This is a genomic window from Natrinema sp. 74, from assembly GCF_046097095.1.
Taxonomy (GTDB): Archaea; Halobacteriota; Halobacteria; order Halobacteriales; family Natrialbaceae; genus Natrinema.
Genome location: NZ_CP175698.1, coordinates 1,988,763 through 2,013,475 on the forward strand (window position 1 = coordinate 1,988,763; position 24,713 = coordinate 2,013,475).

At 62.4% G+C, this 24,713-nt stretch carries 19 protein-coding genes and 2 pseudogenes; 17 read left to right on the forward strand and 4 right to left on the reverse strand.

All coding sequences use genetic code 11. The features are described 5' to 3' along the window. Positions 1-36 precede the first annotated feature (36 nt). Complete coding sequence (locus tag ACJ70B_RS09875; RefSeq protein ID WP_408956827.1) at positions 37-1,281, reverse strand: hypothetical protein; 1,245 nt, start codon at positions 1,279-1,281, stop codon at positions 37-39. A gap of 304 nt (positions 1,282-1,585) precedes the next feature. On the opposite strand from ACJ70B_RS09875, the pseudogene ACJ70B_RS09880 reads away from it, so the two are divergent. The 7 genes and pseudogenes from ACJ70B_RS09880 (at position 1,586) to ACJ70B_RS09910 (ending at position 6,678) form a co-directional block, all read left to right on the forward strand. Beyond that, a pseudogene (locus ACJ70B_RS09880) lies at positions 1,586-3,325 on the forward strand (phage tail sheath family protein). A gap of 50 nt (positions 3,326-3,375) precedes the next feature. Continuing rightward, positions 3,376-3,834 carry a phage tail protein gene (locus ACJ70B_RS09885; protein ID WP_408956828.1) on the forward strand — a complete coding sequence of 153 codons (459 nt, stop codon included), beginning with the start codon at positions 3,376-3,378 and terminating at the stop codon, positions 3,832-3,834. Continuing rightward, positions 3,831-3,992, forward strand: coding sequence for a hypothetical protein (locus ACJ70B_RS09890; protein ID WP_408956829.1), 162 nt, complete (start codon positions 3,831-3,833; stop codon positions 3,990-3,992). Before ACJ70B_RS09885 ends, ACJ70B_RS09890 begins: the two co-directional genes overlap by 4 nt. Further along, positions 3,989-4,549, forward strand: a complete 561-nt coding sequence (locus tag ACJ70B_RS09895) for a hypothetical protein (RefSeq protein WP_408956830.1) — start codon at positions 3,989-3,991, stop codon at positions 4,547-4,549. Before ACJ70B_RS09890 ends, ACJ70B_RS09895 begins: the two co-directional genes overlap by 4 nt. A gap of 5 nt (positions 4,550-4,554) precedes the next feature. Further along, positions 4,555-4,800, forward strand: a complete 246-nt coding sequence (locus tag ACJ70B_RS09900) for a DUF6760 family protein (RefSeq protein ID WP_408956831.1) — start codon at positions 4,555-4,557, stop codon at positions 4,798-4,800. A 45-nt stretch (positions 4,801-4,845) separates the two neighbouring features. Then, complete coding sequence (locus ACJ70B_RS09905) at positions 4,846-5,295, forward strand: phage tail protein (RefSeq protein WP_408956832.1); 450 nt, start codon at positions 4,846-4,848, stop codon at positions 5,293-5,295. Between the two features lie 318 nt (positions 5,296-5,613). Then, on the forward strand, positions 5,614-6,678 hold the full coding sequence (locus ACJ70B_RS09910; RefSeq protein ID WP_408956833.1) for a hypothetical protein: 1,065 nt from the start codon (positions 5,614-5,616) through the stop codon (positions 6,676-6,678). 1,898 nt (positions 6,679-8,576) lie between these two features. On the opposite strand, the pseudogene ACJ70B_RS09915 reads toward ACJ70B_RS09910, so the two are convergent. Then, positions 8,577-8,666 (reverse strand): annotated as a pseudogene (locus ACJ70B_RS09915) (5-formyltetrahydrofolate cyclo-ligase); the annotation flags it as partial. Between the two features lie 2,498 nt (positions 8,667-11,164). Here ACJ70B_RS09915 and ACJ70B_RS09920 point away from each other — a divergent pair. The 10 genes from ACJ70B_RS09920 (at position 11,165) to lpdA (ending at position 23,797) form a co-directional block, all read left to right on the forward strand. Next, the gene (locus ACJ70B_RS09920; protein WP_408956834.1) at positions 11,165-11,566 is read left to right on the forward strand and encodes a hypothetical protein; all 402 of its coding nucleotides are present in this window, start codon (positions 11,165-11,167) and stop codon (positions 11,564-11,566) included. Then, positions 11,567-12,244 (forward strand): LysM peptidoglycan-binding domain-containing protein, encoded by a 678-nt coding sequence (locus ACJ70B_RS09925; protein WP_408956835.1) that lies wholly within the window; start codon positions 11,567-11,569, stop codon positions 12,242-12,244. It abuts the gene before it with no gap. 2 nt (positions 12,245-12,246) lie between these two features. Then, positions 12,247-13,275, forward strand: a complete 1,029-nt coding sequence (locus ACJ70B_RS09930) for a phage late control D family protein (protein ID WP_408956836.1) — start codon at positions 12,247-12,249, stop codon at positions 13,273-13,275. Then, positions 13,272-14,009, forward strand: a complete 738-nt coding sequence (locus tag ACJ70B_RS09935) for a phage baseplate assembly protein V (RefSeq protein ID WP_408956837.1) — start codon at positions 13,272-13,274, stop codon at positions 14,007-14,009. The genes ACJ70B_RS09930 and ACJ70B_RS09935 overlap by 4 nt, the downstream gene beginning before the upstream one ends. Positions 14,010-14,016: 7 nt before the next feature. After that, complete coding sequence (locus ACJ70B_RS09940) at positions 14,017-14,307, forward strand: PAAR domain-containing protein (protein WP_408956838.1); 291 nt, start codon at positions 14,017-14,019, stop codon at positions 14,305-14,307. A gap of 2 nt (positions 14,308-14,309) precedes the next feature. Then, positions 14,310-14,708 carry a GPW/gp25 family protein gene (locus ACJ70B_RS09945; RefSeq protein WP_408956839.1) on the forward strand — a complete coding sequence of 133 codons (399 nt, stop codon included), beginning with the start codon at positions 14,310-14,312 and terminating at the stop codon, positions 14,706-14,708. Next, positions 14,705-17,992 (forward strand): putative baseplate assembly protein, encoded by a 3,288-nt coding sequence (locus tag ACJ70B_RS09950; RefSeq protein WP_408956840.1) that lies wholly within the window; start codon positions 14,705-14,707, stop codon positions 17,990-17,992. Before ACJ70B_RS09945 ends, ACJ70B_RS09950 begins: the two co-directional genes overlap by 4 nt. A gap of 48 nt (positions 17,993-18,040) precedes the next feature. Continuing rightward, complete coding sequence (locus tag ACJ70B_RS09955; RefSeq protein ID WP_408960099.1) at positions 18,041-20,002, forward strand: putative baseplate assembly protein; 1,962 nt, start codon at positions 18,041-18,043, stop codon at positions 20,000-20,002. A gap of 3 nt (positions 20,003-20,005) precedes the next feature. Further along, positions 20,006-22,207 carry a phage tail protein gene (locus tag ACJ70B_RS09960; RefSeq protein WP_408956841.1) on the forward strand — a complete coding sequence of 734 codons (2,202 nt, stop codon included), beginning with the start codon at positions 20,006-20,008 and terminating at the stop codon, positions 22,205-22,207. A gap of 126 nt (positions 22,208-22,333) precedes the next feature. Next, positions 22,334-23,797: a dihydrolipoyl dehydrogenase gene (lpdA, locus tag ACJ70B_RS09965; protein WP_408956842.1), complete on the forward strand. Its 1,464-nt coding sequence runs from the start codon at positions 22,334-22,336 to the stop codon at positions 23,795-23,797. Between the two features lie 154 nt (positions 23,798-23,951). Here the strand turns inward: lpdA and ACJ70B_RS09970 are convergent, their stop codons facing one another. Then, complete coding sequence (locus ACJ70B_RS09970; RefSeq protein WP_408956843.1) at positions 23,952-24,248, reverse strand: hypothetical protein; 297 nt, start codon at positions 24,246-24,248, stop codon at positions 23,952-23,954. Beyond that, complete coding sequence (locus ACJ70B_RS09975) at positions 24,245-24,622, reverse strand: helix-turn-helix domain-containing protein (RefSeq protein ID WP_408956844.1); 378 nt, start codon at positions 24,620-24,622, stop codon at positions 24,245-24,247. The genes ACJ70B_RS09970 and ACJ70B_RS09975 overlap by 4 nt, the downstream gene beginning before the upstream one ends. Positions 24,623-24,713: the final 91 nt, after the last annotated feature.

Here is a 24,713-nt window from a genome sequence, read left to right on the forward strand (position 1 = left end):
GATTTCTATCGTGGGCCTGACCCGACGCGACGGCTGTCACTCGTCCGGAACGATGCCCACGAGCACCTCGAGCGAGTCCGCGGCTTCGCACACCTGGTCCTGTGCCTCGGCCAGTTCGAGGACGGAGCCGTCGTTCTCGAGGGTCGTCTGTAGCTCGGAGACCGATTTGAGATATCGCTCGAGACTCGCATCGGTCGCTGCGCCCTCGAGCCGGTCGCCGAGGTCGATCAGGTGCTCGAGTACCTCCCGCAGATGGCGGCGGTACGCGTCCTCGTCGGTGTAGAGCTCGTCGCCGTCGATCTGGGTGATCGCGGCGATTTCGCGAGCGAGTCGACCGCCTTCGCTCGTCCGTGGATCAAGACGGTCGGCCAACTCGGCGAAGAACCGCGCCCTGTCTTTGAGCGTCTTTCGCATGACGTACCGTCGTAGTGCGGTCTGGTCCCGTCTGACGCGTCCCAGTTCTCCCTCCAGTGCGTCGAGTCGATCGGTTATCTCCCCGATGTCGTCCGGAATGTCCGGCGGTTCCTGCTCGACAGGTGTCCGATGCGGATTGTCGGTGTCCGTGATATGGTCGATGATCGTCCCGAAGAGGAGGTCGTGATCGTAGACGAACTCTCGTGCCGTCGGCTCCGCCGCTTCGGTCCAGACGCCGTCCGGCGTGCGCTCGTACGTACCGAGAAACACCCCCGCGTCCGAATTGGATCGATCCGATGTCCGATGCTGGTCGTGATACTGCTCGAGAAGCTTCCGACTAATCTGGTCCACATCGCAATCCGTGTCGACGGACGGGATATCGATGTCCGGCCCTTGCCTTCGGTCCGTTTCTGTCGTCTCTTGGTATGTCAACTCGAAGACTTCGACGGTCCGGTTCGACGTCGATTCCTCGTCAATCGCATCGTCCGTGTTCGGGACCGGGACAGTTTCCAGCGAAACTTCGTCGTACCGAACGTAGAGCGATAGCTCGTCCGCTGTGGGCGCCGGCAGTGACTTCGTCGTCACCTGTTCGACGACGATAGGGCGTCCGTGCCCGTCCAGTGCCACCCCCGGCTCGATCGTCACCTCGAGTCCGTCGTCCGTGTCGTCGATCGATCGCACCGTGAGTCCGTGGACGATTCCGCTCCCGACCACGAACCGGGAGAGCGTGTGTAACCGCTCGGCGTGGTACTCCTGTTCCGCTTCCATATCGCGAGGCGTCATCAGTTTCCCGCTGAAGAATCGATTCTTCCGAAACTGCGACAGATCGCCCCGTTCCCCGTTACGTCGGTTCGAATCCCGTCCCATGGCGTCGTGAGTGCTCTTTATTGTCTCGGTAATACATTTAGTTATGCTCATTTCGCGGGAACGGTGTTTGTGCCCGCCGGACGGTCCGTCCAGAAGGGCTTCGTTCCCTCTTGTTACCACCGTTTCTCGCATGCCCTCTCGCTCTCTACTCCCCTTCTTCTCTATCCTTTCCTCGAAACAATACAGTCCTATCTGCTACAATGTAATAAGACTTCGTTAATTTCAGTTATCCCGAATCAATAGGTTTTATAACATTAGGATCTGAATCCAGTATCGCTGCAGAAGCGATTTGAGGGTGCCATCAATGCCAGAGTACCTATCACCAGGCGTTTACGTAGAAGAGGTCGACAGCGGAACGAAATCTGTCGAAGGAGTTAGCACCAGCACTGCCGGGTTCCTCGGCGAAACGGAACGCGGCCCGGTCGAACCGAAGCTCGTCACGAGTTTTTCCGAGTTCAAACGGACGTTCGGCTCGAGTCCGCAGTCGTCGGATCTCGACGTGGCCGTCGACGGTTTCTTCAAAAACGGTGGGAGCCGCTGTTACGTCGGTCGTGTTGCGGCTGCCGATCCGACCGAGGTCGCGACGACGACGCTCGTTGACGAGGAGCGAAACGACGTTATCAACGTCGAAGCAACTGGCCCGGGCAACTGGTGAAGCTCTATCGCCGCGATCGTCGAAGACGGGCCGCTGTACGAAGACGGTGAGAACGAGTATTTCAAACTGACGCTGCGATACTGGTCGTGCGATATCGAAGCGGTCAGCAAGCCCGCTTCCGACCAGCCCGATCCGGCTCCCGACGTGGAAGAAGTCTACGAGGACATGTCGGCCGATCCGGAATCGAGCCAGTTCTACGAGAAACAGATTCCGGGCTCTGTGCTCGTCGATCTTGACCAACAGGGCGCGGGACGCCCCGCCAACGGACTCTCTTGGCTGTCTCGTGGCGTCCCCGAGGAGTACTCCGACGGCGGTCTGATCCAGCTCGATGCCGAGTCGGAGACCGCGGCCTACATCCCCGAGGATCTCGAGGATCGCGACTATACTGCGCTTCAGGGGATCGCCAAATCGCTCGATGTCGACGCTTCGCAGTCCCAGGAAGATCTGCAGGCGGAACTCGAGTCGATCCGTTCGGGCGAGACGGAGGTCGAAGTCGATGTTGTCTCCGATCTCTCGTCGAAGCCCGAAAACGAGGAGGTGACGCTCAGCGACTACGAGGGTGTCAACAAACCAGGGATGCGGACCGGCCTTGCGGCGTTCAGGGAACTCGACGGTATCTCGATCATGTGCATCCCTGATGAGAACGATATCGAAGGGCTGACCGATGCAGTCGTCGCTCACTGTGAGAACATGGGTGAGCGATTCGCGATCCTGCAGGCCCCCCAGAACGCGGGTGCGGTCTCGGATATCGAGACGCCGGTCGACTCTTCGTACGCCGCGTACTACTATCCGTGGGTCGAGGCGAAGGACCCCTTCACCAATCGGAAGAAGCTCGTTCCACCGGGCGGCTATATCGCTGGAATCTTCGCGCGAAGCGACGCGGAACACGGCGTGCACAAGGCCCCCGCAAACGAGGTCGTTCGAGGCATTCTCGGCGTTCAACACAATATTACGAAAGGAGAGCAGGACGTCCTGAATCCGAAGGGGGTCAACTGTATTCGGAGCTTCCAGGGTCGCGGAATCCGCCTCTGGGGTGCGCGGACGACCTCGAGCGATCCGTCTTGGAAATACGTGAACGTTCGTCGACTGTTCCTCTACATCGAGCAATCGATCGACGAAGGGACCCAGTGGGCGGTCTTCGAACCCAACGATGAGGATCTCTGGGCTCGCGTCCGCCAGTCGGCTGAGAACTTCCTGACGACGGTCTGGCGCGACGGCGGCCTTCAGGGAAGCACCGCCGACGAGGCGTTCTACGTCAAATGCGGCGAGGAGACGATGACTCAGGACGACATCGATAACGGCCGTCTCATCGTCGAAATCGGTATCGCGCCGGTCAAACCGGCCGAGTTCGTCGTCTTCAGAATCAGCCAGGATACCGGCGACACGTAGACCGCCGCACACGATAGCCGATAAGCAACTCATAACAGATTCATACGACAATGCCAGACTCACACGGACCTCTCCGACAGACCGAATTCAAGGTCGAACTCGACGGTGTCGGTATCCCCGGCTTCGTCGAGGTCGAACTTCCAGCGATGCGGACCGAACAGGTCGAATACCGCGAAGGGAACGACCCATCGCACAACCGAAAGCTCTGGGGCGATACCCAGTACGACGATCTCGTTCTCGTCCGCGGTGCAAACGAGAAAAACGAGAAACTCTACGAGTGGCGGAAAGCCGTCGATCAGGGGAAGATGGACAGTGGCGGTCGAAAGAACATCGCCGTTATCATCATGAACGAAGTCGGCGACTCGGTCCTTCGATTCGAGTTCACGAAGGCGTGGATCAAGGAGTACCGACCGCCGACGCTCAACTCCCACGGTGGCGGTGGACAGGGGAATCTCGCCACCGAAGAGTACATCGTCACGTTTGACGAGATGGAACGGAAGAACGTATGACTCCGTCGGCGACCAACTCCACGGACGCGTTTTCCGTTCCCCGCCACCGGTTCGACCCGGACTGGCGCGTCGACGACGAGGGCGTCCTCCATACCGGCGAGTCGGCACCCTTTGCCGATCGCGTCGTCGTCGCCTGTAAGACGGAGCAGCGATCATGACCGGTGGAACGCTCCAGACCGAGTTCGAGTTCACTCTCCCACAAGGGTACGTCGACGACGACGGCACCCTCCACAAGGAGGGCCGCATGCGGCTTGCGACCGCGGCAGACGAGATTGAACCGCTTCAAAATCCGCGCGTCCAGTCGAACTCATCGTACCTGACGATCGTCCTCCTATCTCGTGTCGTGACCGAACTGGGCGACCTCGAGACGGTCGATCCGAACGTCATCGAATCGCTGTTCGTCACGGACCTCGAGTATCTACAGGTACTGTACGAGCGAGTCAACAACCAGGGTGCAAACGCCGTCGAAACGGCCTGCCCCGACTGCGGTGAAGTCTTCGAGGTCGATGCGGAGAGCGGTACGCACGTGACGACCGACCAGACGAACGGCGGTATTGGTTCGGCCGGTATCGACACCGAGGGCGTCGGTGCCGGTGGCGACATCGGTGGGCTCGGCACAAACGGAGCGGCCGGATTCGAAGGTAGCGATATGCGTACGGCCAGCACCGAACCGAACGATAGCGAGGAGGCAGAACCGGGAAACCCAGCGGAGTAGTCCGGTTGTATGACCCGGACCGTCTCTACGAAGAGGTGGCGTTCGTCGCCTACCACTTCGGGTGGAGCCACGAGGCGGTGTTGAACATGCCCCACTGGGAACGACAGCGCTGGTGTACGGAGATCAGCGAGATCAACGATCGCATGAACGATTCGGCGTCCGATCGATCGCGCGGCCGTCCCCGTGGCGGCCGCGGACGTGACAATGCCGGCGGTGGTATCGTGCTCCGTAATCCGCCGGATTCAGAGTAACCCCGGTGGCTGGCTTCCAGCTACCGTCGAGAGCACACGACTGCAATGGAATCACGCAAAAACGACCCCTACGCACAGTACAACTTTGATGTCGAGGTTGATGGCGAAACCGTCGCCGGATTCGCCGAAGTCTCCGGCATAACGATGGAACTGGAAACAGTTCAGTATCGCGAGGGTGGCGTCAACGATCACGTCCATCAGCTGCCCGGCCAGTTCGCTCATGCGAACCTCGTCCTCCGGCGTGGCCTGACGAAGAACACGACCTTCTGGCAGTGGATCCAGTCGGTCATGAGCGGAACGATCACCCGGAAAAACATCGTCGTCAAGGTCAAAAAGGGCTTTCAGGGACAGAGCCAATGGGGATGGGAGTTCAAAGACGCGTACCCGACGAAGTGGTCCGGACCGGACTTGATGAGCAACGAACGAGGGATGGCGATCGAAACGATCGAACTCTCGTACAAGCGGTTCTCGAAGATGTCCGGAATGCCAGAGTAACTGGTACGTAATCGCTTCCCGGCGCAGTTCCGCCGGTCATCATCCGTCTTTGCAGACAGGGCTGTCGCTTTCGCTCCTATCTACCTCCAATTTCATCGTCTCAATACCTTGTGTTTTAATAAGAACGGAAAATATCATCTAAGACACCATGTGTAATAGTGGGGGTTCGACCGATACCGCATCGGTTCAGGTAGGTGGCGGAAGCAGTGAATCACCGCTCGACAGCGGTTCGAGTCGGGGTGACTCGATGGAATGATACGCATTATATCGAAAGCGAAAACTCTCGTCCGGAAACTCTTCTCAGCGGGCGGCCGACTGATGATCGGGGCGTTGCTTTTCGCTGTGATCGTCACTGCAGTGGCCGTCGTTACGGAACTCGTCGAATACGTCCCTCGGGTGTTCGTTCCTGTTACGGACTGGGTCGTTTTGCCGTGGCTCGTTCTGTTCAGCGCGGTATTTGCTCTCACCGCGACCGTGGTCGTCGGCTATCTGCTGTACCGTCGGTACGAGGACACACTCACCGGGCAGTGGAACCAGCTGTCTATCTGGGCGCGGGCGATCGTCACGGGCGCGGTCTGTGGTGTCGCCGTCGCGGTCGGACTTGGCATCGCTACCGCCGGTGGCATCGTCACGCCCGTTTTCGTCCTTGTCGGTCCCGTCATCGCGTGGCCGATTGCGACCGTGCTTGCGCTTCGCCGGCAACGTGAATCGGATACGGGCGACGATTCAACGTCCACACTGCAGTCGGTGCTCATCAAGAGCGGATACGCGCAGGTCAAACTACTTCAGACACGTACGCTGGCAGGAATCGTCGGTTTCGTCGGTGCCGTCCTCGGCAGCACCGGCGTTCTCGCGTTGCTTGCGTGGCTTCCGTGGGTCGATGTTACACTGACGGTTCTTCAGACGGTCGTCCTCGCCGCGTTCCTGTGGCTGGTCGCGACGGTGCTCGTCTACAACCGTTATGAATCTACAATCAGCGACCGTACGGATCTCCGTATCGTCACAGTCTTGAGTACGGAATCAGGCGATGCCCGCGAGTTACTGTTGAAAAACGAGGGGGTCGCCCCCATCGAACTGACACGGGCGAAGATTCGGGATACGAAACGCGATCTCTATCAGTTCGACGGAGGCGTCGCGCTCGAGCCCGGCCAGTGCCGAGCCTTCGAGGTTCCGGGGGCGTTCCTGCTCGAGCCAAACGAAGCGGCGATGGACCTGCCGCTTGGATACACGCTCAAGCAGGGCGGCGAGCATCCGATCGTGTACACGCGGACCGGTGACAAGTTCGTTCTTCGAGGGAGTAGTGATGCACCGGGCCGCGATCCCGCTCGAGCCGAGATGCCATCACCTGTCGGGTTAGGTACCGATCCATCGCCACAGGACTAGTCGCCGACCGTACCCTGGTAACCGACTGTTTCCTACTGTGATCGTTACGGCGATTCATTCCATCGCATCGCCGCTTTCGAGAACACGGTTTGGACATAACTTTCTCCCGATACACTCAAAAACATTAAGTAATGCTGTTATAATATGGCCATACGAGCGTGTACCAGTGGACACGAGCAGACACTGCCGGCGAATCGGCCGTTGACAACGATACACAGGGGATACAGGGATCGTGATCGGGAATCGTAACGACGACGAACGTGAGCCAGCCGTACGGGAGATTGGCGTGACTCGGCAGCGGGAGACGGACGAATCGTCGGCGATAGCGATGACGAACAAGCGCTCGCCAGCCGCTCGTCTTCAATCCAGTGTAACGACGATCACGACATTGGCTCCCGATCGACTGATCGGGGGATTTGGCGTCCGAATCGCACAGAAACGGAGTCCGATCACGCTGTCGTTTCTTTCGCCTCTCGAAGCTGCTCACGACGCCGAACCGGCGACCGAATCGGCGGTCTCGATCGTTTCGCCCTCTCCCTTTACACGAGCAGACGATTATAGCAGCCCGTTTACATATCTCACCGCGTCCAGTCGTTCGGATCGTTCCGAGTCGTCCGATGAATCGCTCGTGACGGTATCCGAATCGACAGCCCGCTTGACGGCGAGGCGGACGGTCCGATCGATCGGCCGTACCAACCATCCCGCCCAGCCACATTTCTCGAGTTCCGAGGCACCTGCGGCTCACGGTCGAGAAACCGACGCACAACCGGCGGCCCGACGGCGAGTCATCGACACTTCGAGCCGAGGGAGTGTGCGTTCTCAAGATGGTGTTCGCCCGCGCGCTGACTTGGCATACGCCTCCGACACGGCCTCACGCCAGTCACGCGATCGATCCCGCTCGACGAACGAGACCGCAGCACGTCGTCTGGACCGTCGTTTCCGAACGGTCGAGATGGGATCGGACTCGACTATCACAGACGGAGCGGCCACCATCGATTCGGACCTCGTCGTCGGCCGCTACGCGAGCGCTGGCAGATCGCCCGAACGGACGACACCGTCGTCGGTTGCCGCCAGTCGGCCGATCGGCCAGTCACCCTGGAGCGACACATCGGCCGATGGGCCGGACGAGTCCCGACGCCGTCTATCGCTGTCGACGGCCGGTGGCTCCGCGATCCAAAGTGGCCGGCCGAATCGACACACTGTCGGAACCGGAGTCAGCGTCACGGCCGGTGACCGTCCTCGCGCGCCTGGCACCACTGCGGCGAGCACCGAAGAACTGGGCCGTGAGCGGGACGTCCAGACTGGGTTGCCCCTTCGCCGAACCGACGTCAAGGTCGCCAGCACTGGCTCGGTATTGAAACGATCTCGTATTGCTGGAACGGGTCTGCTCGGTCGGACGGAGCCACAACGAACGATCGCTGCAGCCACAGGGGCGACACGAAGGGAGACAACCCCTTCTGTCGGTGACGAAACCGCTGAGCGACGGCCGTACGAACGGCTCGAGACACTGACGCTGCAGCGACCCGATCGAACCGCACCGGCTGTATCTCGTCCGCCCGACGAACGGGAGACACAGCGGCGGACGGTGGTCCAAGACGGTGTTCGTAGTGAGGGATCGACCGTCCGGCAGTCGGTCGACACCGCGGCTACCGGTGGCAGTCACGTCTCCTCCGGCGATCGAGCACACAGTGACCTTGTTCGACAGCGCAATCGGAGACGCAGCGCCGCCGGCCCTCGTCGGATTGACACCACCGACGATCACCCGTACGACGAGTCGCTGCACCGTCTCGCCGACGACGGCCAGGCCGCTCGTACACGACTTCGGTCGCGATCGCCGGCAGCCGGTCGTCGGGTCTCCACCGACTCGGCGTTCACCGTCGGTCAGCGACGGTCAGAGTCCGGCCGTGTGGCGGGAACGGGAATCGAGCCTCGCCGCTCGCCTCGAGATCGTTCCAGACGCGCTCGCGGAACCACGCCCGCGTTCGCATCCGGTAGCAGCTCCTCGGTCGCGGCTCATCCCACTGTAGTCGGCGAGACTCAGACCGAACCCGGTGCCGATAACACGCTATTTAGATCGGCAAACTCCACCCCGAGGTCGGCTGTCCGCGCTTTCTCGAGTCCTGACCTGATCGCTGGTCGACGCGGTCTCGAAGGTAGGACATCGATCACTGCTTCTGACGTCTCACAGTCAGGGATTGACAGTCAGGGGCACGCTCTGTTGACATCTCAAATCGCCGGTCGAAATGACAGCATGGCAAGCGCTGATTCCGGGTCCGCCGATGACCGATACCGGAGTCAATCGAAGACCCGAAACCGCTCCAACCGCCGTTCGACCCGCATCGTCAATCGCCGCTCGTCCGAGACGGCTCTCGCGGTGCGAGCGCCCCGCGGCGAACCGAGACTACCAACCCGTACTGTGCGATCTCGCATTCCGCTGTCGACGAGCACCGCGGACCGACCGGCACCTCGTCGGTCCAGAGAGACTGCTGTCGCTGCCGGCTCGCCAACAGGCGGATCAGAGACGCTCGAGACGGAGGCGTCCAGATCGGCCGGACCGACTCGAATGCGGTCAGCAGCGACGACCGCCGAGCCGTCGTCGGTGGCGGTGGACCACATCGATGTCGACGGGGTGGGGCAGCGCCCGTTGAGGCTTCTCGGGATCGCTACACACCCGTCTCCGTCGGCGTCACGGTCCGCGAACGGCCGCTTCGAGCGCCGCTCTACGCATACGCGTTCCACGAGTCCGTTTCGAACCGCCGGTGACGGACCGTCGGATCGCAGTTCCGAACACGCCGGGACCGCATCGAACTCGAAGCTACGCGTCCCGGTAGCATGGGGGACGCGACCAGCGGCCGGGACGACCCCTACTCATCGGTCGAACCCTGAACCCGGAGAGACGACCTCCGACGTGGACGCGTGGGTTCCCCACTCGGCGCGATACGAGCGATCGAACGCGGCTGGCCTCGACGCGGTATCCGAGATACGATCCGGTGACGGCCACGTCCGAGTCGCTGGGCGACAGCAGACGATTACGGTCTCCGAACCGACGACCGATGCACACCCCACGCTGTCGAGTAGCCGGTCGTCGCCGAGGTACCGGGGTGACGGGACAACCGTCTCGGCACGGTCGTCACTCACCACGAAGGACGAGACGCCCGACGGCAAACTCACCGTCACGTCCGGCCGACCGGCCGCTGAGACGGCGTGGTCGCCTTCCCTCGATGCTGGACGGCCACGTCCGAGAGAGCACCAGCTCCGACTATCAACGGTGACAGAGTTACCCGACCCGCGTTCTCAGCCATCGGCACGCACAGTCCAGTCCGGCGGGGCGTTCGATACTAGCGGTTTCTCACCGTCTACGACTGCGGCAGCGAAGCCGAGACAACGCTCCCCTGCCGGCCGTCGTTCCGTCCTCGACACCTCGAGCTCCGAGCTAACCGAGTCCGAGACGATATCACGAAACCAGCAACGAGACAGGCGCAACGACGGACCGCTGGCGCGGTCGACGGACGCCGGTCCAAGACCGATCGATACGATTGCGATTCACCGTCTCGCTTCGGAACGCGGACCTGAGAGCGCTCGAGGCGGCCCGCTGACCGACCGTCGCTTGCTCCAACGCCGGGTGGACGGCGCGACCGAGACGGCGGAAGCAGACGCCGTTTCGACGGACGAGATGGATGCATCACCGACGAACCGGTCCTGGACTCCGAATCAGCGGATATCGGTATCGCGGACGCGGCTGTCGGTTCTCCGCACCGCGACCGGAGCCGATCACGACGATTCCTCGTTTCAGTCGCCGCTCGACACCTCGAGCCTGGCGGACGAAACCGCAGCCCAGTCAGCCCGACGATCGCTGGGAGTCGAGCCGACCGCCGGTCGATCGCTGTCAGTGGCAAGTCGGGACGCTCCGCTGCGGACACACCGTGACTCCGTCGGCGGTTCCACTGGCTTTGATCGGGACCGCGTCGTGGTGTCCGTCGACGGGAGCGACGGTGATCCCGCTACCACTGGCTCAGATTCTGCCATGTCTGCGCCGACAGGATCTCGCTCGGGGGGTACGAACGGTGCTGAAAACCGTCGGTATCGCTCTGGTCACCGCGTTCGCCGGCGGTCGTCGCCCGATCTCGCGGCTGCCCGATCGGCGGATCGGTCGCGGGGCGGCTCCGGCCATGCCGAGGCCTCACCGCGTTCGCGCCAAGCTCGAGTCGATGGATCGAAAACGGCGTCGTCCGCTTTTGCTGGCTCACATCCGACACCGAGCGGCGACGATCAACATAAACCAACAACTAATACTGCTGAACTAACAGACAATCTTACGGGTGCAAACGGGATGCCAACAAGTACAGCGTCAGGCCGGCCGTCGCTGACGTACCGACACGCATCAACGGCGGACGCTCCGCCAACCGATCAGGGCGGATCACCTGCCAAAGCCACGGGGCCACAGCGTTCGGCAACCGCGTCGTCCACCCCGTCTCGCGTATCGGGGATGGGAGCGCGCGATTCCGAGCGCGAGCGACGACAGGGACAGAGTTGGACGGCGGATCGCCGAGTGTCGGACCAAGTCGAGCGAGGCGATGATCAGCTCCACTCTGGGTCTCGTCCGGACGGTGTCTCGGGAAGCGGATGGGGACATGGCGGCCCGTCGGCCGGTCATGACGACCGGCGACCGCCGGTCGAACACTCCGACCAACCGTCGACGCACCGATCGCGGGTAGGCTCCGAGTCCGCGTCCGATTCAGGCCATCGTCACCGCCGGTCTCTCGATAGCGTCGACGTTCCCACCGGGACTGACCCGCGGTTCGACGCCGACGTCGACCGCACCGTCCAGCGGCTCTACCGGGAACTCGAGCGAAAGATCCGGATCGAGCGCGAACGGAGGGGGCTGTAGATGAGCGGTCGCGGCGGCAAACTCGAGAAAGCCCAGATCATGATTTTAAACGGGAAACAGAAGGGCGAGACGATCGAGTGTAAGTTCAATCCCACCGCCTATACCCTCGAAAAGAGCGTCAACTACGGCGAACTGAAAGCGACCGGGTCGGGAGCATCGATAATGCAGTTCGTCGACGGGAACGCGGAGACGCTCTCGATGGAGCTGTTTTTCGACACGACCGATGAACTGGATTCGAACGGCTCGCCCCCTACGGAGAAAGTCGACGTCCGCGAGCGGTATACGAAACACATCGATACGCTCCTCTCGGTGGACGGTGAGTTACACGCGCCGCCAGTCTGTCGGTTTGTCTGGGGCGACGGAATTGACTTCACCGCGTTACTCCAGCGTGCGAACAAGCAGTTCACGAAGTTCCTGCCAAGCGGTGTCCCCATTCGCGCACGGGCGGACGTCGTATTCATGGAGTACAAGACGGCCGACTATCACAAATCGGAGGTCTCGCCCGAGTCGACGGACAAGACGAAGGTCTGGACGGTCACGGACGGCGACACCCTCTGGCTGATCGCAGCCGAGGAGTACGGCGACTCGTCTCATTGGCGAACCATCGCAGATCACAACGATATCGAGGACCCCCGTTCGATTGAGGCGGGCGACAGACTCGAGTTACCCCCGCTATAGCCATGAGTACCGGAACGAACATTCACCCGCGCTATTCACCGCGGTTCAAAGTCGATGTCGGCGATACGAAGTTTCAGGAACCGGGCGGCCGGATCGCGGATCTCGTCGTCGAGACGACTCTCGACGGCGCAGACCGGTTTTCGTTCACGCTGAATTTCCCGTTCGACGAGGAACTCGGCGAATTCAGCGGGCTCTCTTGGGACGATTTTGCGGTCGGAACCGACGTCAAAATCGCGATGGGATACGGCGGTGACGGAACGCTGACGCCGCTGTTAACCGGCTCGATTCGCTCGATTAACGCCGAGTTCACGACCGATCGAGGGCCGTCGGTGACGGTCTCCGGCTACGGCCTGCTCTGGGAGCTCATGCAGGGGACGGGGTCGGACTCGTGGTCGGAGACGACGGTCGGAACGGCCGTCGAGGACGTGCTCTCGTCGTATCCGTTTTCGACGGTCGACGTCTCTGATGCGTCGATCAAACGCGAAAAGCTGATCCAGGACGGCCAAAGCGATTACCGGTTCTTACAACAGTTGGCCGAGACCTACGGATTCGAATTCTACGCCGAACGGGATACCGTCCGGTTTCGTCCCCGGTCTGCGAAAGCGGCGGGCGACGAGCCGGTCGCCGAACTGTGGTACGGCGAGGCGCTCCACGATTTCTATGCCGAGATCACGCGGCAAACACAGGTCGATCAGGTCGAAGTTCGGAGCTGGGACGAACAGCAGAAAGCGGAACTCGTCGTCACTGCAGGCAGCACGAACGCAACGTACAAAGAGGTCTTCAGAGCTCAAACCATGTCACGGGACGAAGCGGAACGAGTCGCAGAAACGAAGTTGAATCGATTCTCCGACGGCGTTATTACCGGCCACGGTGAGGCCGACGGAACGCCCGAGATTCGGGCCGGAAACGTCATCCGACTCGAGGAGGTGGGATCGCGCTTCTCGTCGGACTACTACGTGACGGATGCGACCCATCGGATGGGAAGTGCCGGCTATCGGACGTCGTTCGAAGTGACGGAGGTATCGTCGTGAGACCATCCGGATTCATCGACGACGGAGGCACGGACGACGGCAGCATTCGCGGCGTCGCCGTCGGGATCGTGACGGACAACGAGGATCCGAAGGATCTCGGCCGGGTGAAGCTTCGATTCCCCTGGCGCGATGCCGACGACGAAAGCCACTGGGCCCGGATCGCGACCGAAATGACGGGCGACAAGTACGGGACGTACTTCCTACCGGAGATCGACGACGAGGTACTGGTCGCCTTCGAGAACGGTGATATTCACGAACCGTTTGTCATCGGATCGCTGTGGAACGGGAAACAAAAGCCCCCGCAGACGAACAGCGAGGGGAAAAACGACGTTCGGGAGGTTCGCTCTCGGAGCGATCACGTGCTCGCGTTCGACGACGCCGACGATGGAAGCATCACGCTTCAGACGGCCGGCGGTAACGAGATCGTGATAGACGATTCGGGCAAGGGAGAGACGATCCAGATCCGGGACGACGCCAACGACAACAGCATTACGCTCGATTCGAACAGCGGATCGGTCGCGATCGACGCAAAATCTGAGATCTCTCTCTCGTCGTCGACGATCTCCCTCGACGGAAAGTCGGTGGAAATCTCCGGCAAGAAAGGTGTCAAGATAAAGGGCAAAGGCCCGGTCAGCGTCGACAGCAAGGCCAAACTCTCTGTTTCCGGCTCGATGATCACCGTCGACGGAACTGGAATGGTAAAAGTTAAAGGTAGTCTGATTACATTAAATTAAACAATAGATGAATCCTGCAGCGAGACTCGGCGATCAGACGGCACACGGCACACCGCTTACTGGAACCTCGAGCCCGAACGTTTTGATCGGCAAGCGGCCCGCGTGGCGAGCGCTGTCGGACGTCCATACGTGTCCGCTCGTCACCGGAACCGTCCCCCACGTCGGCGGGACGGTGACCAAGGGAAGTACGAGCGTCTTGATCAACAAGATGCCTGCCGCGCGAATGGGCGATACGATCGTCGAGAGCGGCCCGCCGAACACGATCACGAGCGGGTGCTCGACGGTCCTCATCGGTTGACTATGTCGGACGAGTTTCTCGGCACGGGCTGGTCGTTTCCGGTGGAACCGGACGCTCGCGGATCGGTGCGAACGTCCGACGCCGAGGACGACGTTCGAGAGTCGATCCGCATCATCCTCGGCACTGCTAAAGGCGAACGAGTAATGCGCCCGGACTTCGGCTGTGATATCCACGATCACGTGTTCTCGGCCGCCACGCCGGCGACGCTGAATCTCATCGAGAGCAGCGTTCACGAGGCACTCGTGCAGTGGGAACCGCGCATCGACGTCGAAACCGTCGATGCGCGAACGGACGAGGAGGATCCGAACAAAGTGCTTATCGAGATCGAGTATCAGGTCCGGACGACGAATAGCCTCTCGAATATGGTGTATCCGTTCTATATCACGGAGGGTGACGGATGAGTAACCGCCCGGTAGTCGATAATAGGGATCAGGAAGCGCTGTACGACGAACTACTTGACCGCACGGATCAGTACACCGACTCCTGGGAGCCGACGACGGACGACAACGCGACTGCCCTGTTACGAATCTTTTCACGGCTCGGAGCTGACGTTCTCCGGCGGTTGAACGATGTTCCGGCGAAACACCGAATCGCGTTCTTAGATGCATTGGGATTCGACAGACGACCGCCACAGGCCGCTCGACTGCCGTTGACGTTTCAGGTGTCGACCGACATCGATCGCAACGTCTCGATTCTCGGCGGGACGCAGGCGGTCGCGGAAGCGGCGGACGGATCGACCCGAATCTTCGAAATTCCGCAAAGCGACGGGTTCGAGGCGACCAGCGCATCGCTGACGGACGTGATCGCCGTCGACCCGGCCGCCGACCGCATCGTGGACCACGGTGACGTTCGCACCACCGACGAGCCGATCGAACTGTTCTCCGGCGAGAACGTACAGGAACACGTTCTCTATCTCGCCCACGACGACCTCCTCACTCTCGAGGCGGGATCGCCGATCACGATCACGGCTCAAACGACCGCCGAGAGCACCGTCTTCGACACCGACATCGTCTGGGAGTACTACGGCGAGGACGACGGCACGGAGGGCTGGCACCGACTCGAGCGCCGGACCGACGACGAACCCACCGCAGACGATGTCGGACTCGAGACGCCCGACATCGTCTGGGAGTACTACGGCGAGGACGACGGCACGGAGGGCTGGCACCGACTCGAGCGCCGGACCGACGACGAACCCACCGCAGACGATGTCGGACTCGAGACGCTTCAGGAACGGCTTCGGTCTGAGGCCTCACGACCGAGCGACGGTAATCAGATCGAAGGACGGTTTCGACTGCCGGGGACGCCCGTTCGACACACCGTCGACGGCGTCGAGAGCCGCTGGCTCCGGTGTCGGCTCGTCGCCGACGAGCCCGATCCCGAGTCGTTCTCGACGCGTCTCGAGTCGATCTCGGCCAGCGTCGGCCGAGATACCCACGATGGGGGACTCGATCCGGATGTCCTCCTGTCGAACGACGTTCCGCTCTCGGTCGACGAGGGAGACATCCGGCCGTTCGGCCGCCTGCCGCAACCGCCCGCGACGTTCTATCTCGCTTCCGAGGAGGCGTTTACTAAGCGAGGTGGTATCGTCGAGGTTCGGTTCGATCCGCCTGCCGAACCCGACGAAACCGGCGGTGACGATGTGATCGATGCCGATAGTCTCGAGGGGGCCGATACCGCTGATGGCGATGCCGAGTCGTCGTCCGCCATGGGTGTGGGGGTACTCGGCGGCCCGCCGGAGCTCTCCTGGGAGTACTGGTCGGGCAGCGGTTGGAGCCGGCTGACCGTGCTAGAAGACGAGACGGATGCGCTACGGACTCCCGGGCACGTCCGGTTCGCTGTCCCCGACGATGTGGAACCGACCGCGGTGTCCGGCCACGAAAACGTCTGGGTTCGTGCTCGCCTCATAAGCGGAAACTACGGTCACCCGTCGTTCGGTGTTACTGATGCCGGGACGCGAGGGTCGCTCGTCGACTCGCCGGACCCACCGCAGTTCGGCGACGTATCGATCCAGTACGACCGCGGGATGCAACCATTCGAGACCGTCCGAACGCGAAACAACGCCGCCGTTAGCGGTGATCTCTCGGCGCAGGAGACGCCGATTTCGCCGTTCGCTGGACTCCCCGACGAAGCACAGACGCTGTACCTCGGTTTCGACGCAACGCTCCGAAACGGGCCGCTGACGTTTTTCGTTCCGATCGAGGACGCCACCTATCCTCGCTCGTTCGACCCCGGCATGCGGTGGGAATACTGCGAAGATCCCGATGCCGACGAGTGGTCGAAACTCACCGTTCAAGACCGGACCGGCGGGCTGACCGAGCGGGGTATCGTCAGAGTGACGTTTCCCGAACCGACGGATGCCTTCGAACTGTTCGGTCGACAGCGCCACTGGATCCGAGTCCGCGTCACGCAAGACGAGTTCGATCGGCCCTCGAGGGCCGCCTCGCAGCAGACTCGGTCGACGGCCGACGCCGGACGCCCGCGTGAACGGACGACGACCCCACCGACCCTTGATGGTCTCTATCCGAACACGCAGTGGGCCTACAACACCCGAACGATCGAGGACGAAGTGCTCGGCTCGAGCGACGGCTCGCACAATCAGTCGTTCGCGTGTGCGCACGCGCCCGTTATCGATGTCGACGTGTGGATCGACGAGTGTTCGACGCTTTCTACCAGCGACAGACGCGATCTCCTCGCAGAGCGGCCCGACGACGTTCGGCACGTCACCGATGCGGGCGGCGATGTGACGGCGTTTTGGGTTCGGTGGGACCGGGTCTCTGATTTTCTGGAGTCGGAGCCGGCGGATCGCCATTACGCCGTCGACCGTATAGATGGGACTGTCCGTTTTGGAGACGGTAACAGGGGGCGAATCCCGCCGGCTGGGCAGGGGAACGTGATGGTGACGTACACGACCGGTGGTGGTCGTGACGGAAACGTCGCGGCCGACACGGTCACCGATCTGAAAAGTTCTATTTCGCTCGTCGAGGACGTTTTCAACCCGAAGCCTGCCGACGGCGGGGCCGACGCCGAGTCCATGGACGCGCTCGTTTCACGGACCACGAATCAGCTCAGGCATCGAGGCCGTGCAGTCACTCCGACCGATTACGAGCGAGTCGCCACCGCCGAATTTCGGGAGCTGGCGATGGTCAAATGCGATCCGGGGCAGGCCGCAGACGCCACTGACGGTGTAACTCTGCTGATCGTCCCCCACGCACGGCGGGAGAAACCGGTGCCGTCGATGGAACTCAAGCAACGCGTTCGCGACGCGGTCCGCGAACGTGCTCCCGCATCGCTCGTCGCATCTGAGACCGCCGGCATCGTCGTCCGCGGGCCAAAATACGCCGCGGTGTCGGTCACTGCGACGGTGTACTCCCCCGACAGCACGAGCGTGTCGCTGGTCAAAGGGGACCTCGAACGCCGACTCGACGAGTTTCTCCACCCTCTCGAGGGGAACGAAGGTGAAGGCTGGTCGTTCGGTCGCTCGCCGTCGGTCGATGCCTTGACCGAGGTCGTCGGCGAGACAGACCACGTCACCGACGTACTCGAACTCGATGCGACGATCGACGTCGGCGGTGAGTTACAGTCGCTGGTCGACCGTGGGGGGACACCGGCACTTCCGCCCGACGCACTCGTCTGTAGCGGCGTCCACGAGGTGACCGTCGCGATGCGAGGTGAGGATCACCCGTGATCGACCCCATCCGACGGGCGTGTCGCCGTGACCACCGACGCTCCGGAGGTGTCCGACGTGGGAATTGACGTTCCGGAACTCGACGACCGGTCGTACGAGGAGCTTCTGACCGAAGCCACGAAACTGATCCCGGCCTATGCCGAGGACTGGACCGACGTCAATCCGCACGACCCAGGTATCACGATTCTCGAGGTACTGGCCTGGCTGACGGAGACGTACGTCTATCAACTCGACAGGATCACCGACGACCATCGTGAGAAGTATCTCGCGTTGATGGATGAGCGTCGACGGCCGCCGACGCCGGCGTCGGCGCGGCTCCGACTGGCACTCCCGGACGATGCCGCGTGGGCTCGTATTCCAGCTGGAACGCGATGTTCTGTCACCAGTACGGATACGACCGACCGGTTCGAAACCGATCATTCGGTCTCCCTGACGGCGGCGACGCTCGAGCGTGTGCTCACGGCGACCGACACCGGACCGACCGACAACACACATGCGAATCAGACAGACGATATGTTTTATCGAGCGTTCGGCGACGACCCGACCGCCGGCGACGCCGTTTATCTGGGATTCGACGACGATCCGTTTGCCCACGGCCGACCGCTCACGCTGACCGTCAGCTATCACGACGATAATCTTCCGGAGCCGTCGACCCACGGCGCGATCGAGCCGTCGTTTGTCCCGTCCGTCGAACTGGGCTGGGAGTATCGCCGCCCGGACGACGAGACGTGGCGACGACTCGACGTCGTGGCCGACAGGACGAACGCCTTCTATCGGGGCGGACCGATCGAACTGGAACGACCTGACGATCGATCGACTCGCTCCGCCGTGTCCGGTCTCGAACCGCCGGCAGATGTTCGGTCGTCGGACCGCGTCTGGCTCCGATGTCGCCTTGAGACGACCGGCCACGAGATTCCGCCACAGATCGACGCGATCGGACCGAACGTCGTCCGGGTTAGCCACCGAGTATCCATCTCCGACGAGGCCTTGACACAGGTCGGGCGACTCGAGGAGGCACCGGCGCTCGATGGACAGACCTACGCCTTCGAGCGGTCGCCGGTGCTCTCGGCGACGGTGTTCGTCGATGGACAGCGGTGGCGTTCAGTCTCCGATTTCGATGCCTCCGGTCCCGACGATACCCACTTCGTCCTCGATCGAGAGGCGGGAACCGTGACGTTCGGCGATGGCGTCAGCGGTCGCGTTCCTTCGGCCGATGCCACCATCACCGCCGACTACGTCGCCGGCGGTGGCTCGGAAGGGAACGTCCCGGCGACGGCGGCCTGGCGGCTCGCCGATTCCAACCGTTCGATCGAGGGATCGGTCGACGGAGCCGACATCGAGGTGACACCAAACGGCGCTGCGACCGGTGGCACTGACGGAGAGACGATCGAAACCGCACTCGATCGCGTGCGACGAGACCGTCGAATCCCGTATCGGGCGATCACCGCCGACGATTATCGGTACGTCGCCGCTCACACGCCCGGACTCAGGATCGGCCGGACGAACGTCCTCGTCGACGACGGTCAGATCACCGTCGTCGTCGTCCCTTTCGCACCGCCGGACGTGGGGACGCCAGAGCCGAGCGAGGGGTTCTTGTGCGCCGTCCGCCAGCACGTCACAGAACGGAAACTACTCGGCGATCACGTGGACGTGATCGGCCCACAGTACGTCGGCCTCGAGATCTCGGTCACCGGCCGCGCTCGGGATCGATACACCGGCAGCGGTCACGATGTCGCGGTTCGGACTGCTATCGAGGAGTACGTCCATCCCCTTACGGGATACGGGGGCGACGGGTGGCCGTTCGGCCGCACCTTACGCCGTTCCGAACTGGTCGATCAGATCGCCGAACTTGACGTGATCGATCGCGTAAACGATGTCACGATCACCGCCCACGGTGGAGCAACGGTCGACGATGGCATCGTTCGTCTCGACGACACCGCGCTGTTTGCCGTCGAAGACGTGACGACGACCTTGTCGGTCGGACCGAACTCGTCCGCTCGAGGTGACTAAGTCATGGACTTTTCGTACGCAACGACGACGAGCACGTCGGACTGGGAGAGCTGGATCCGCTACAACACCGGCGTCCGCGACGGGGGAATCGAACTGGCGACCACGGTCACCATCGACGAATCGACGGTCGAAACCGACGCCGTCGACGTGGCGATGGATCCAAGCGGTGACCTGTATACGCTTCGTTCGCCGGGCGCACTCTATCGATACGACCCGTCGGCGGATCTCACCCAACGGATCTGGACGCGCTCCGACGACGGCGCTGACGATCCCTGCGCACTCTGTGTCGACGACGATCGAGCCTTCCTCGTCGACGGTACAGACGGGTCGATCACTGTTGTCTCTCCCCGTCTTCAGCGGACCATCGGGACGATCGAGACCGATGCGACCGATCCGATTCGAATCGCTCACGCAGACGGGATCCTCTACGTTCTCGACGCCACCGGGCGCGTTCGGACCGTCGGACGAGACGACGAGACCGACTTGACGATCGACTGGTGGCTCGTCGATCCGATCGATCTCACCGTCGGCACCGACGGCCGCGGATACGTCCTCGACCGCAACGGTGGCGACCCCCTTCTCCGGTCGTTCGGCGGCATGGACGACCCCGTCGACGCCCAGTTCCCTATCGCGAGCGCCGAATTCGTCGCGGCGGACGGCGAGTTCTCGCCGACGGCGCTGTCGGTGATCGACGATACTCTCTTCGTCGCCGGCCGACTCCCCGACGGGGGCTCGGCGCTGTTCGAACGTGACCCCGACTCGGGATCGTTCCGTGAGTGCCACCGGTTCGATCGGCCGTGTCAAACTCTCGTCGCACGACCCACCACGCCGGACGATCGTCGAGAACTGTACGCCATCACCGGCTCAAACGGACAGAGCCGCGTCCTCCGAGAGAAACGACGGTACGCGCGCCACTCCCGGCGGGAGCGACACGTCGGTGACGCACTCGTCCGGTACGATTCCGGGACGGACGGGACCGAGTGGCACCGTCTTGCACTACAACTCTCCCAGCTAACCGCGAGTACGCAGGTCCGAGTTCGGTATCTCGCGACCGATCAGCCAAGGCCCCGTAACGCCGGTATCGACTCTCTCGAGGCGATCCCCGACGATGTCGCTGCCGCGTTGTACGAGGACGGCGTGACGTCTGCGTGGGAGCTTGCGACCGCCGACGCTGATCGCCTTCAGTCGGTGGATTCCGACCTCCATCGTTCTGACGGAGACACGTGGCAGACCGCCGCAACCGACAAACTCACAGCACACGCCCACGCCGACTGGACGACCGTCGATTCGCTACATCCGGACGACGTCTTTCTGGAGGACGCCGTCGGTCGGTACCTGTTCGTCGACCTCGAACTCGATGGGAGCCCGCGGTCGTCCCCGCGAGTGGAGTCGGTCACGGCGTTCTGTCCGCGCCAGTCGTATCTTCGCTATCTGCCCGAGCTCTATCAGGAGGACGACCGCTCAGCCGAATTCCTGGAGCGATATCTTTCCGTCTTCGAGTCCGTCTTCGTAGACGTTGAGACGGAAATCGAGCAGCTCGGACGCTACTTCGATCCCGATGCCGTTCCGAGCGATGCCCTCTCGTGGCTCGAGGGGTGGCTCGCGGTCGAGACAGACGGCGAGTGGCCCGAGGATGCGCGTCGGGAACTGCTCTCCCGAGCGCCGGAACTGTACAAGCGACGTGGGACGAAAGCGGGACTCCGTGCGATGCTCGAGTTGTACCTCCGTCACGCCGATTCGGAACCGTCGATATCGAGATCTGCACTTCCAGATAGCGATCACGATGCGGACATCTCGGCGTCCAATTCCAATACACCGAGGGCGACATCGGACGGCGGTGACGGACTCGTCGCCGACACGCCGTCGGGACATCGGCTGTTCTTCCTCACCGAGGGCGACCTCGACTGCGTCGACCGCGATGCGGTCCGCCGCCAGTATCCCCTCCTCGAGTCGGGCCCCCAGTCGTTTGCCGTGTTCTGTGGTCCGTTCGATACCGACGACACGCGGGGCGCGATCGAGACGATCGTCTCCTCGGAGAAACCGGCTCACGTCGCCGCTGACGTCGTCGAACTCGACGACACGCTGACGCTCAATGAAGATACGTTCCTGGGGGTCAACAGCCGGCTCACAGCTCGTGAGTTCTCTCTTGGCGAAACGACGCTCGGCGAGGATACCGTGCTGGTCGATCAAGAGCGGCCGCAGTGACGCCGGCTTACGCCGTGTCTCTCACGTCGCTGCATCCTGCAACCGCACCATCCGCGGTCCTATTCGGTTCTCGGATACCGCCATCAGGGAATACCTACACTATCCTTCGGCGCTTTTGTTCGTACAATGGTCGTCGGAGACGTCACTACCGGGACGGACGTACTGGTTATCGGCGCGGGCCCCGCCGGTTACGTGGCCGCGATTCGCGCCGGACAGCTCGATTTGGACGTCACACTCGTCGAAAAAGACGCCTACGGCGGGACCTGCCTGAACTACGGCTGTATCCCGTCGAAAGCGCTGATCACCGCGACGGACGTCGCCCACGAGGCCGCCACCGCCGAGGAGATGGGCATTCACGCTGACCCGGCGATCGACCTCGCCGGCATGATGGACTGGAAAGACAGCGTCGTCGAGCAACTCACGAGCGGGGTCGAAAAACTCTGTAAGGCGAACGGCGTCTCTCTACTCGAGGGGACTGCTCGCTTCGCGGATGAGCACACCGTTCGGGTCTCCCACAGCGGCGAGGGACAGGGCTCCGAGACGCTCGAATTCGAGCACGCCATCGTCGCGACCGGATCTCGGCCGATCGAAATCCCCGGTTTCGACTTTTCGGACGAACCGGTATTGGACTCGAGGCAGGCGTTGGCCCTCGAGTCTGTCCCCGACTCGCTGGTCGTCGTCGGTGCCGGCTACATTGGGATGGAACTCGCGAGCGTCTTCGCCAAACTGGGGACCGACGTGACCGTCCTCGAGATGCTCGACTCGATCCTTCCGGGGTACGACGATGATCTCAAACGGCCCGTGAAGGCGCGAGCGGGTGACCTCGGAATCGAGTTCGAGTTCGGCTACACCGCGTCGGACTGGCACGGCCGCGACGAGGACGGAATCCGCGTCGTCGCCGAACCGGCCGAACGGCCGGCCGTCGACGGTGGGGCGGACGCGGTCGCGGACGAATCCCTCGACCTCGAGACCGAAGCAGTGCTCGTGGCCGTCGGTCGCGAACCGGTCTCCGACTCCCTCTCCCTCGAAGAGGCCGGCATCGAGACCAACGATCGTGGATTCATCGACACCGACTCTCGAGCGCGCACGAACGTCGAACACGTCTTTGCCGTGGGCGACGTCGCCGGCGAACCGATGCTCGCCCACAAGGGCAGCGCCGAAGGGAAGACCGCCGCCGAGGTGATCGCGGGCGATCCCGCGGCCCTCGACCAGCAGGCGATCCCGGCCGTCGTCTTCACCGATCCAGAGATTGCCACCGTCGGCATGACCGAAGCCGAGGCCGAGGAGGCGGGCTTCGAAACTGCAACGGGGACGTTCCCCTTCCGAGCCAGCGGTCGCGCGCTGACGACCGGCTGCGATGACGGCTTCGTCAAAGTCGTCGCCGACGAGGCGGACGGGTACCTACTGGGTGCGTCGATCGTTGGCCCCGAAGCGTCGGAACTGATCGCCGAACTCGGACTTGCGATCGAACTCGGTGCTACACTCGAGGACGTCGCTGCGACCGTCCACGCCCATCCGACACTCTCGGAGTCGGTGATGGAGGCCGCCGAGAACGCACTCGGCCACGCGATCCACACGCTGAACCGGTAACCCTCCTCGACTCACCACAGGACCCAGTGGCCGCCCGACCGAACGCACCGCTGTACGTGGGCTTGCGAAAGCGGGCCGAAGCTGCCGTTCAAGAAAGCGCCGGAGACGGGGGCGGCGACCGAATCAGCAGAGACAGACCGAATCCCCGTGTCTGTTACTGTACGTACAGCGAGTAGGCGATAACCAAGAATCCGAGGAGCACGAGACAACTCTCGAGCAGAATCCCTGTCGCGAGATCGACGCCGAGCAGTTCGTACAGCATCCCGGCGAGCACCAACCCGAGCGTGACGAGGCCGAACCCGGCCGTGAGATAGCCCAGTGCCGGCTGTCGTGTTCGACGGTACGCTTTGAACGCGAAGTAGGTGATGACGCTCCCGACGATGAGGACGAGCGTCTTGACGACCGCCAGTGCGAGCATCGTTTCCGTCGGGCTAGCAGGGAACGGGTTCATGTCTCCTTTCGCACCTCCGACCAGAGCTCCGCGAGCCGCTCGTCTGCTGTCCGGGCCGGGCGTTCAATCTGGACCGCCAGCGACCGATCCTCATCTAGTGCGAGCGTGATCTCATCGAACGCAATCGAATACTTGCTCGCGTGGTGTCCGTCCTGGCGAATCTCAGTCGACTCCTCGAGCAGGGTCGACTCGGTTAGTAATTCGAGCTTTCGGTACAGCGTCGACTGCGGGATCTCACATTCCTTCGTTAACTCGGACGCCGTCATCGGTTCCTCGAGCTTCCGAATGATTTCACGGCAGTCGGGATCGTCCAGTGCAGAGCAGATTTCCTCCGCGGACGGCGTCGACTCCGAAGCGAACGGGTCCCGGACCATTCGTCTGCCCTTTATGACGCACGTGGTTTATCGGCATCGATGCGTCCCCCGAAACCCGACACCTTCTTGCGCGTGTGCACTCGAGTGCGAC

Bases quoted from the DNA above. Each gene is read 5' to 3' on its own strand.
- ACJ70B_RS09890 (WP_408956829.1), top strand. From the start codon at position 3,831: ATGACTCCGTCGGCGACCAACTCCACGGACGCGTTTTCCGTTCCCCGC.
- ACJ70B_RS09975 (WP_408956844.1), bottom strand. From the start codon at position 24,622: ATGGTCCGGGACCCGTTCGCTTCGGAGTCGACGCCGTCCGCGGAGGAA.
- ACJ70B_RS09930 (WP_408956836.1), top strand. From the start codon at position 12,247: ATGAGTACCGGAACGAACATTCACCCGCGCTATTCACCGCGGTTCAAA.
- ACJ70B_RS09885 (WP_408956828.1), top strand. From the start codon at position 3,376: ATGCCAGACTCACACGGACCTCTCCGACAGACCGAATTCAAGGTCGAA.
- ACJ70B_RS09875 (WP_408956827.1), bottom strand. From the start codon at position 1,281: ATGGGACGGGATTCGAACCGACGTAACGGGGAACGGGGCGATCTGTCG.
- ACJ70B_RS09895 (WP_408956830.1), top strand. From the start codon at position 3,989: ATGACCGGTGGAACGCTCCAGACCGAGTTCGAGTTCACTCTCCCACAA.
- ACJ70B_RS09970 (WP_408956843.1), bottom strand. From the start codon at position 24,248: ATGAACCCGTTCCCTGCTAGCCCGACGGAAACGATGCTCGCACTGGCG.
- ACJ70B_RS09950 (WP_408956840.1), top strand. From the start codon at position 14,705: ATGAGTAACCGCCCGGTAGTCGATAATAGGGATCAGGAAGCGCTGTAC.
- ACJ70B_RS09945 (WP_408956839.1), top strand. From the start codon at position 14,310: ATGTCGGACGAGTTTCTCGGCACGGGCTGGTCGTTTCCGGTGGAACCG.
- ACJ70B_RS09925 (WP_408956835.1), top strand. From the start codon at position 11,567: ATGAGCGGTCGCGGCGGCAAACTCGAGAAAGCCCAGATCATGATTTTA.
- ACJ70B_RS09960 (WP_408956841.1), top strand. From the start codon at position 20,006: ATGGACTTTTCGTACGCAACGACGACGAGCACGTCGGACTGGGAGAGC.
- lpdA (WP_408956842.1), top strand. From the start codon at position 22,334: ATGGTCGTCGGAGACGTCACTACCGGGACGGACGTACTGGTTATCGGC.
- ACJ70B_RS09920 (WP_408956834.1), top strand. From the start codon at position 11,165: ATGGGAGCGCGCGATTCCGAGCGCGAGCGACGACAGGGACAGAGTTGG.
- ACJ70B_RS09905 (WP_408956832.1), top strand. From the start codon at position 4,846: ATGGAATCACGCAAAAACGACCCCTACGCACAGTACAACTTTGATGTC.
- ACJ70B_RS09940 (WP_408956838.1), top strand. From the start codon at position 14,017: ATGAATCCTGCAGCGAGACTCGGCGATCAGACGGCACACGGCACACCG.
- ACJ70B_RS09910 (WP_408956833.1), top strand. From the start codon at position 5,614: ATGATCGGGGCGTTGCTTTTCGCTGTGATCGTCACTGCAGTGGCCGTC.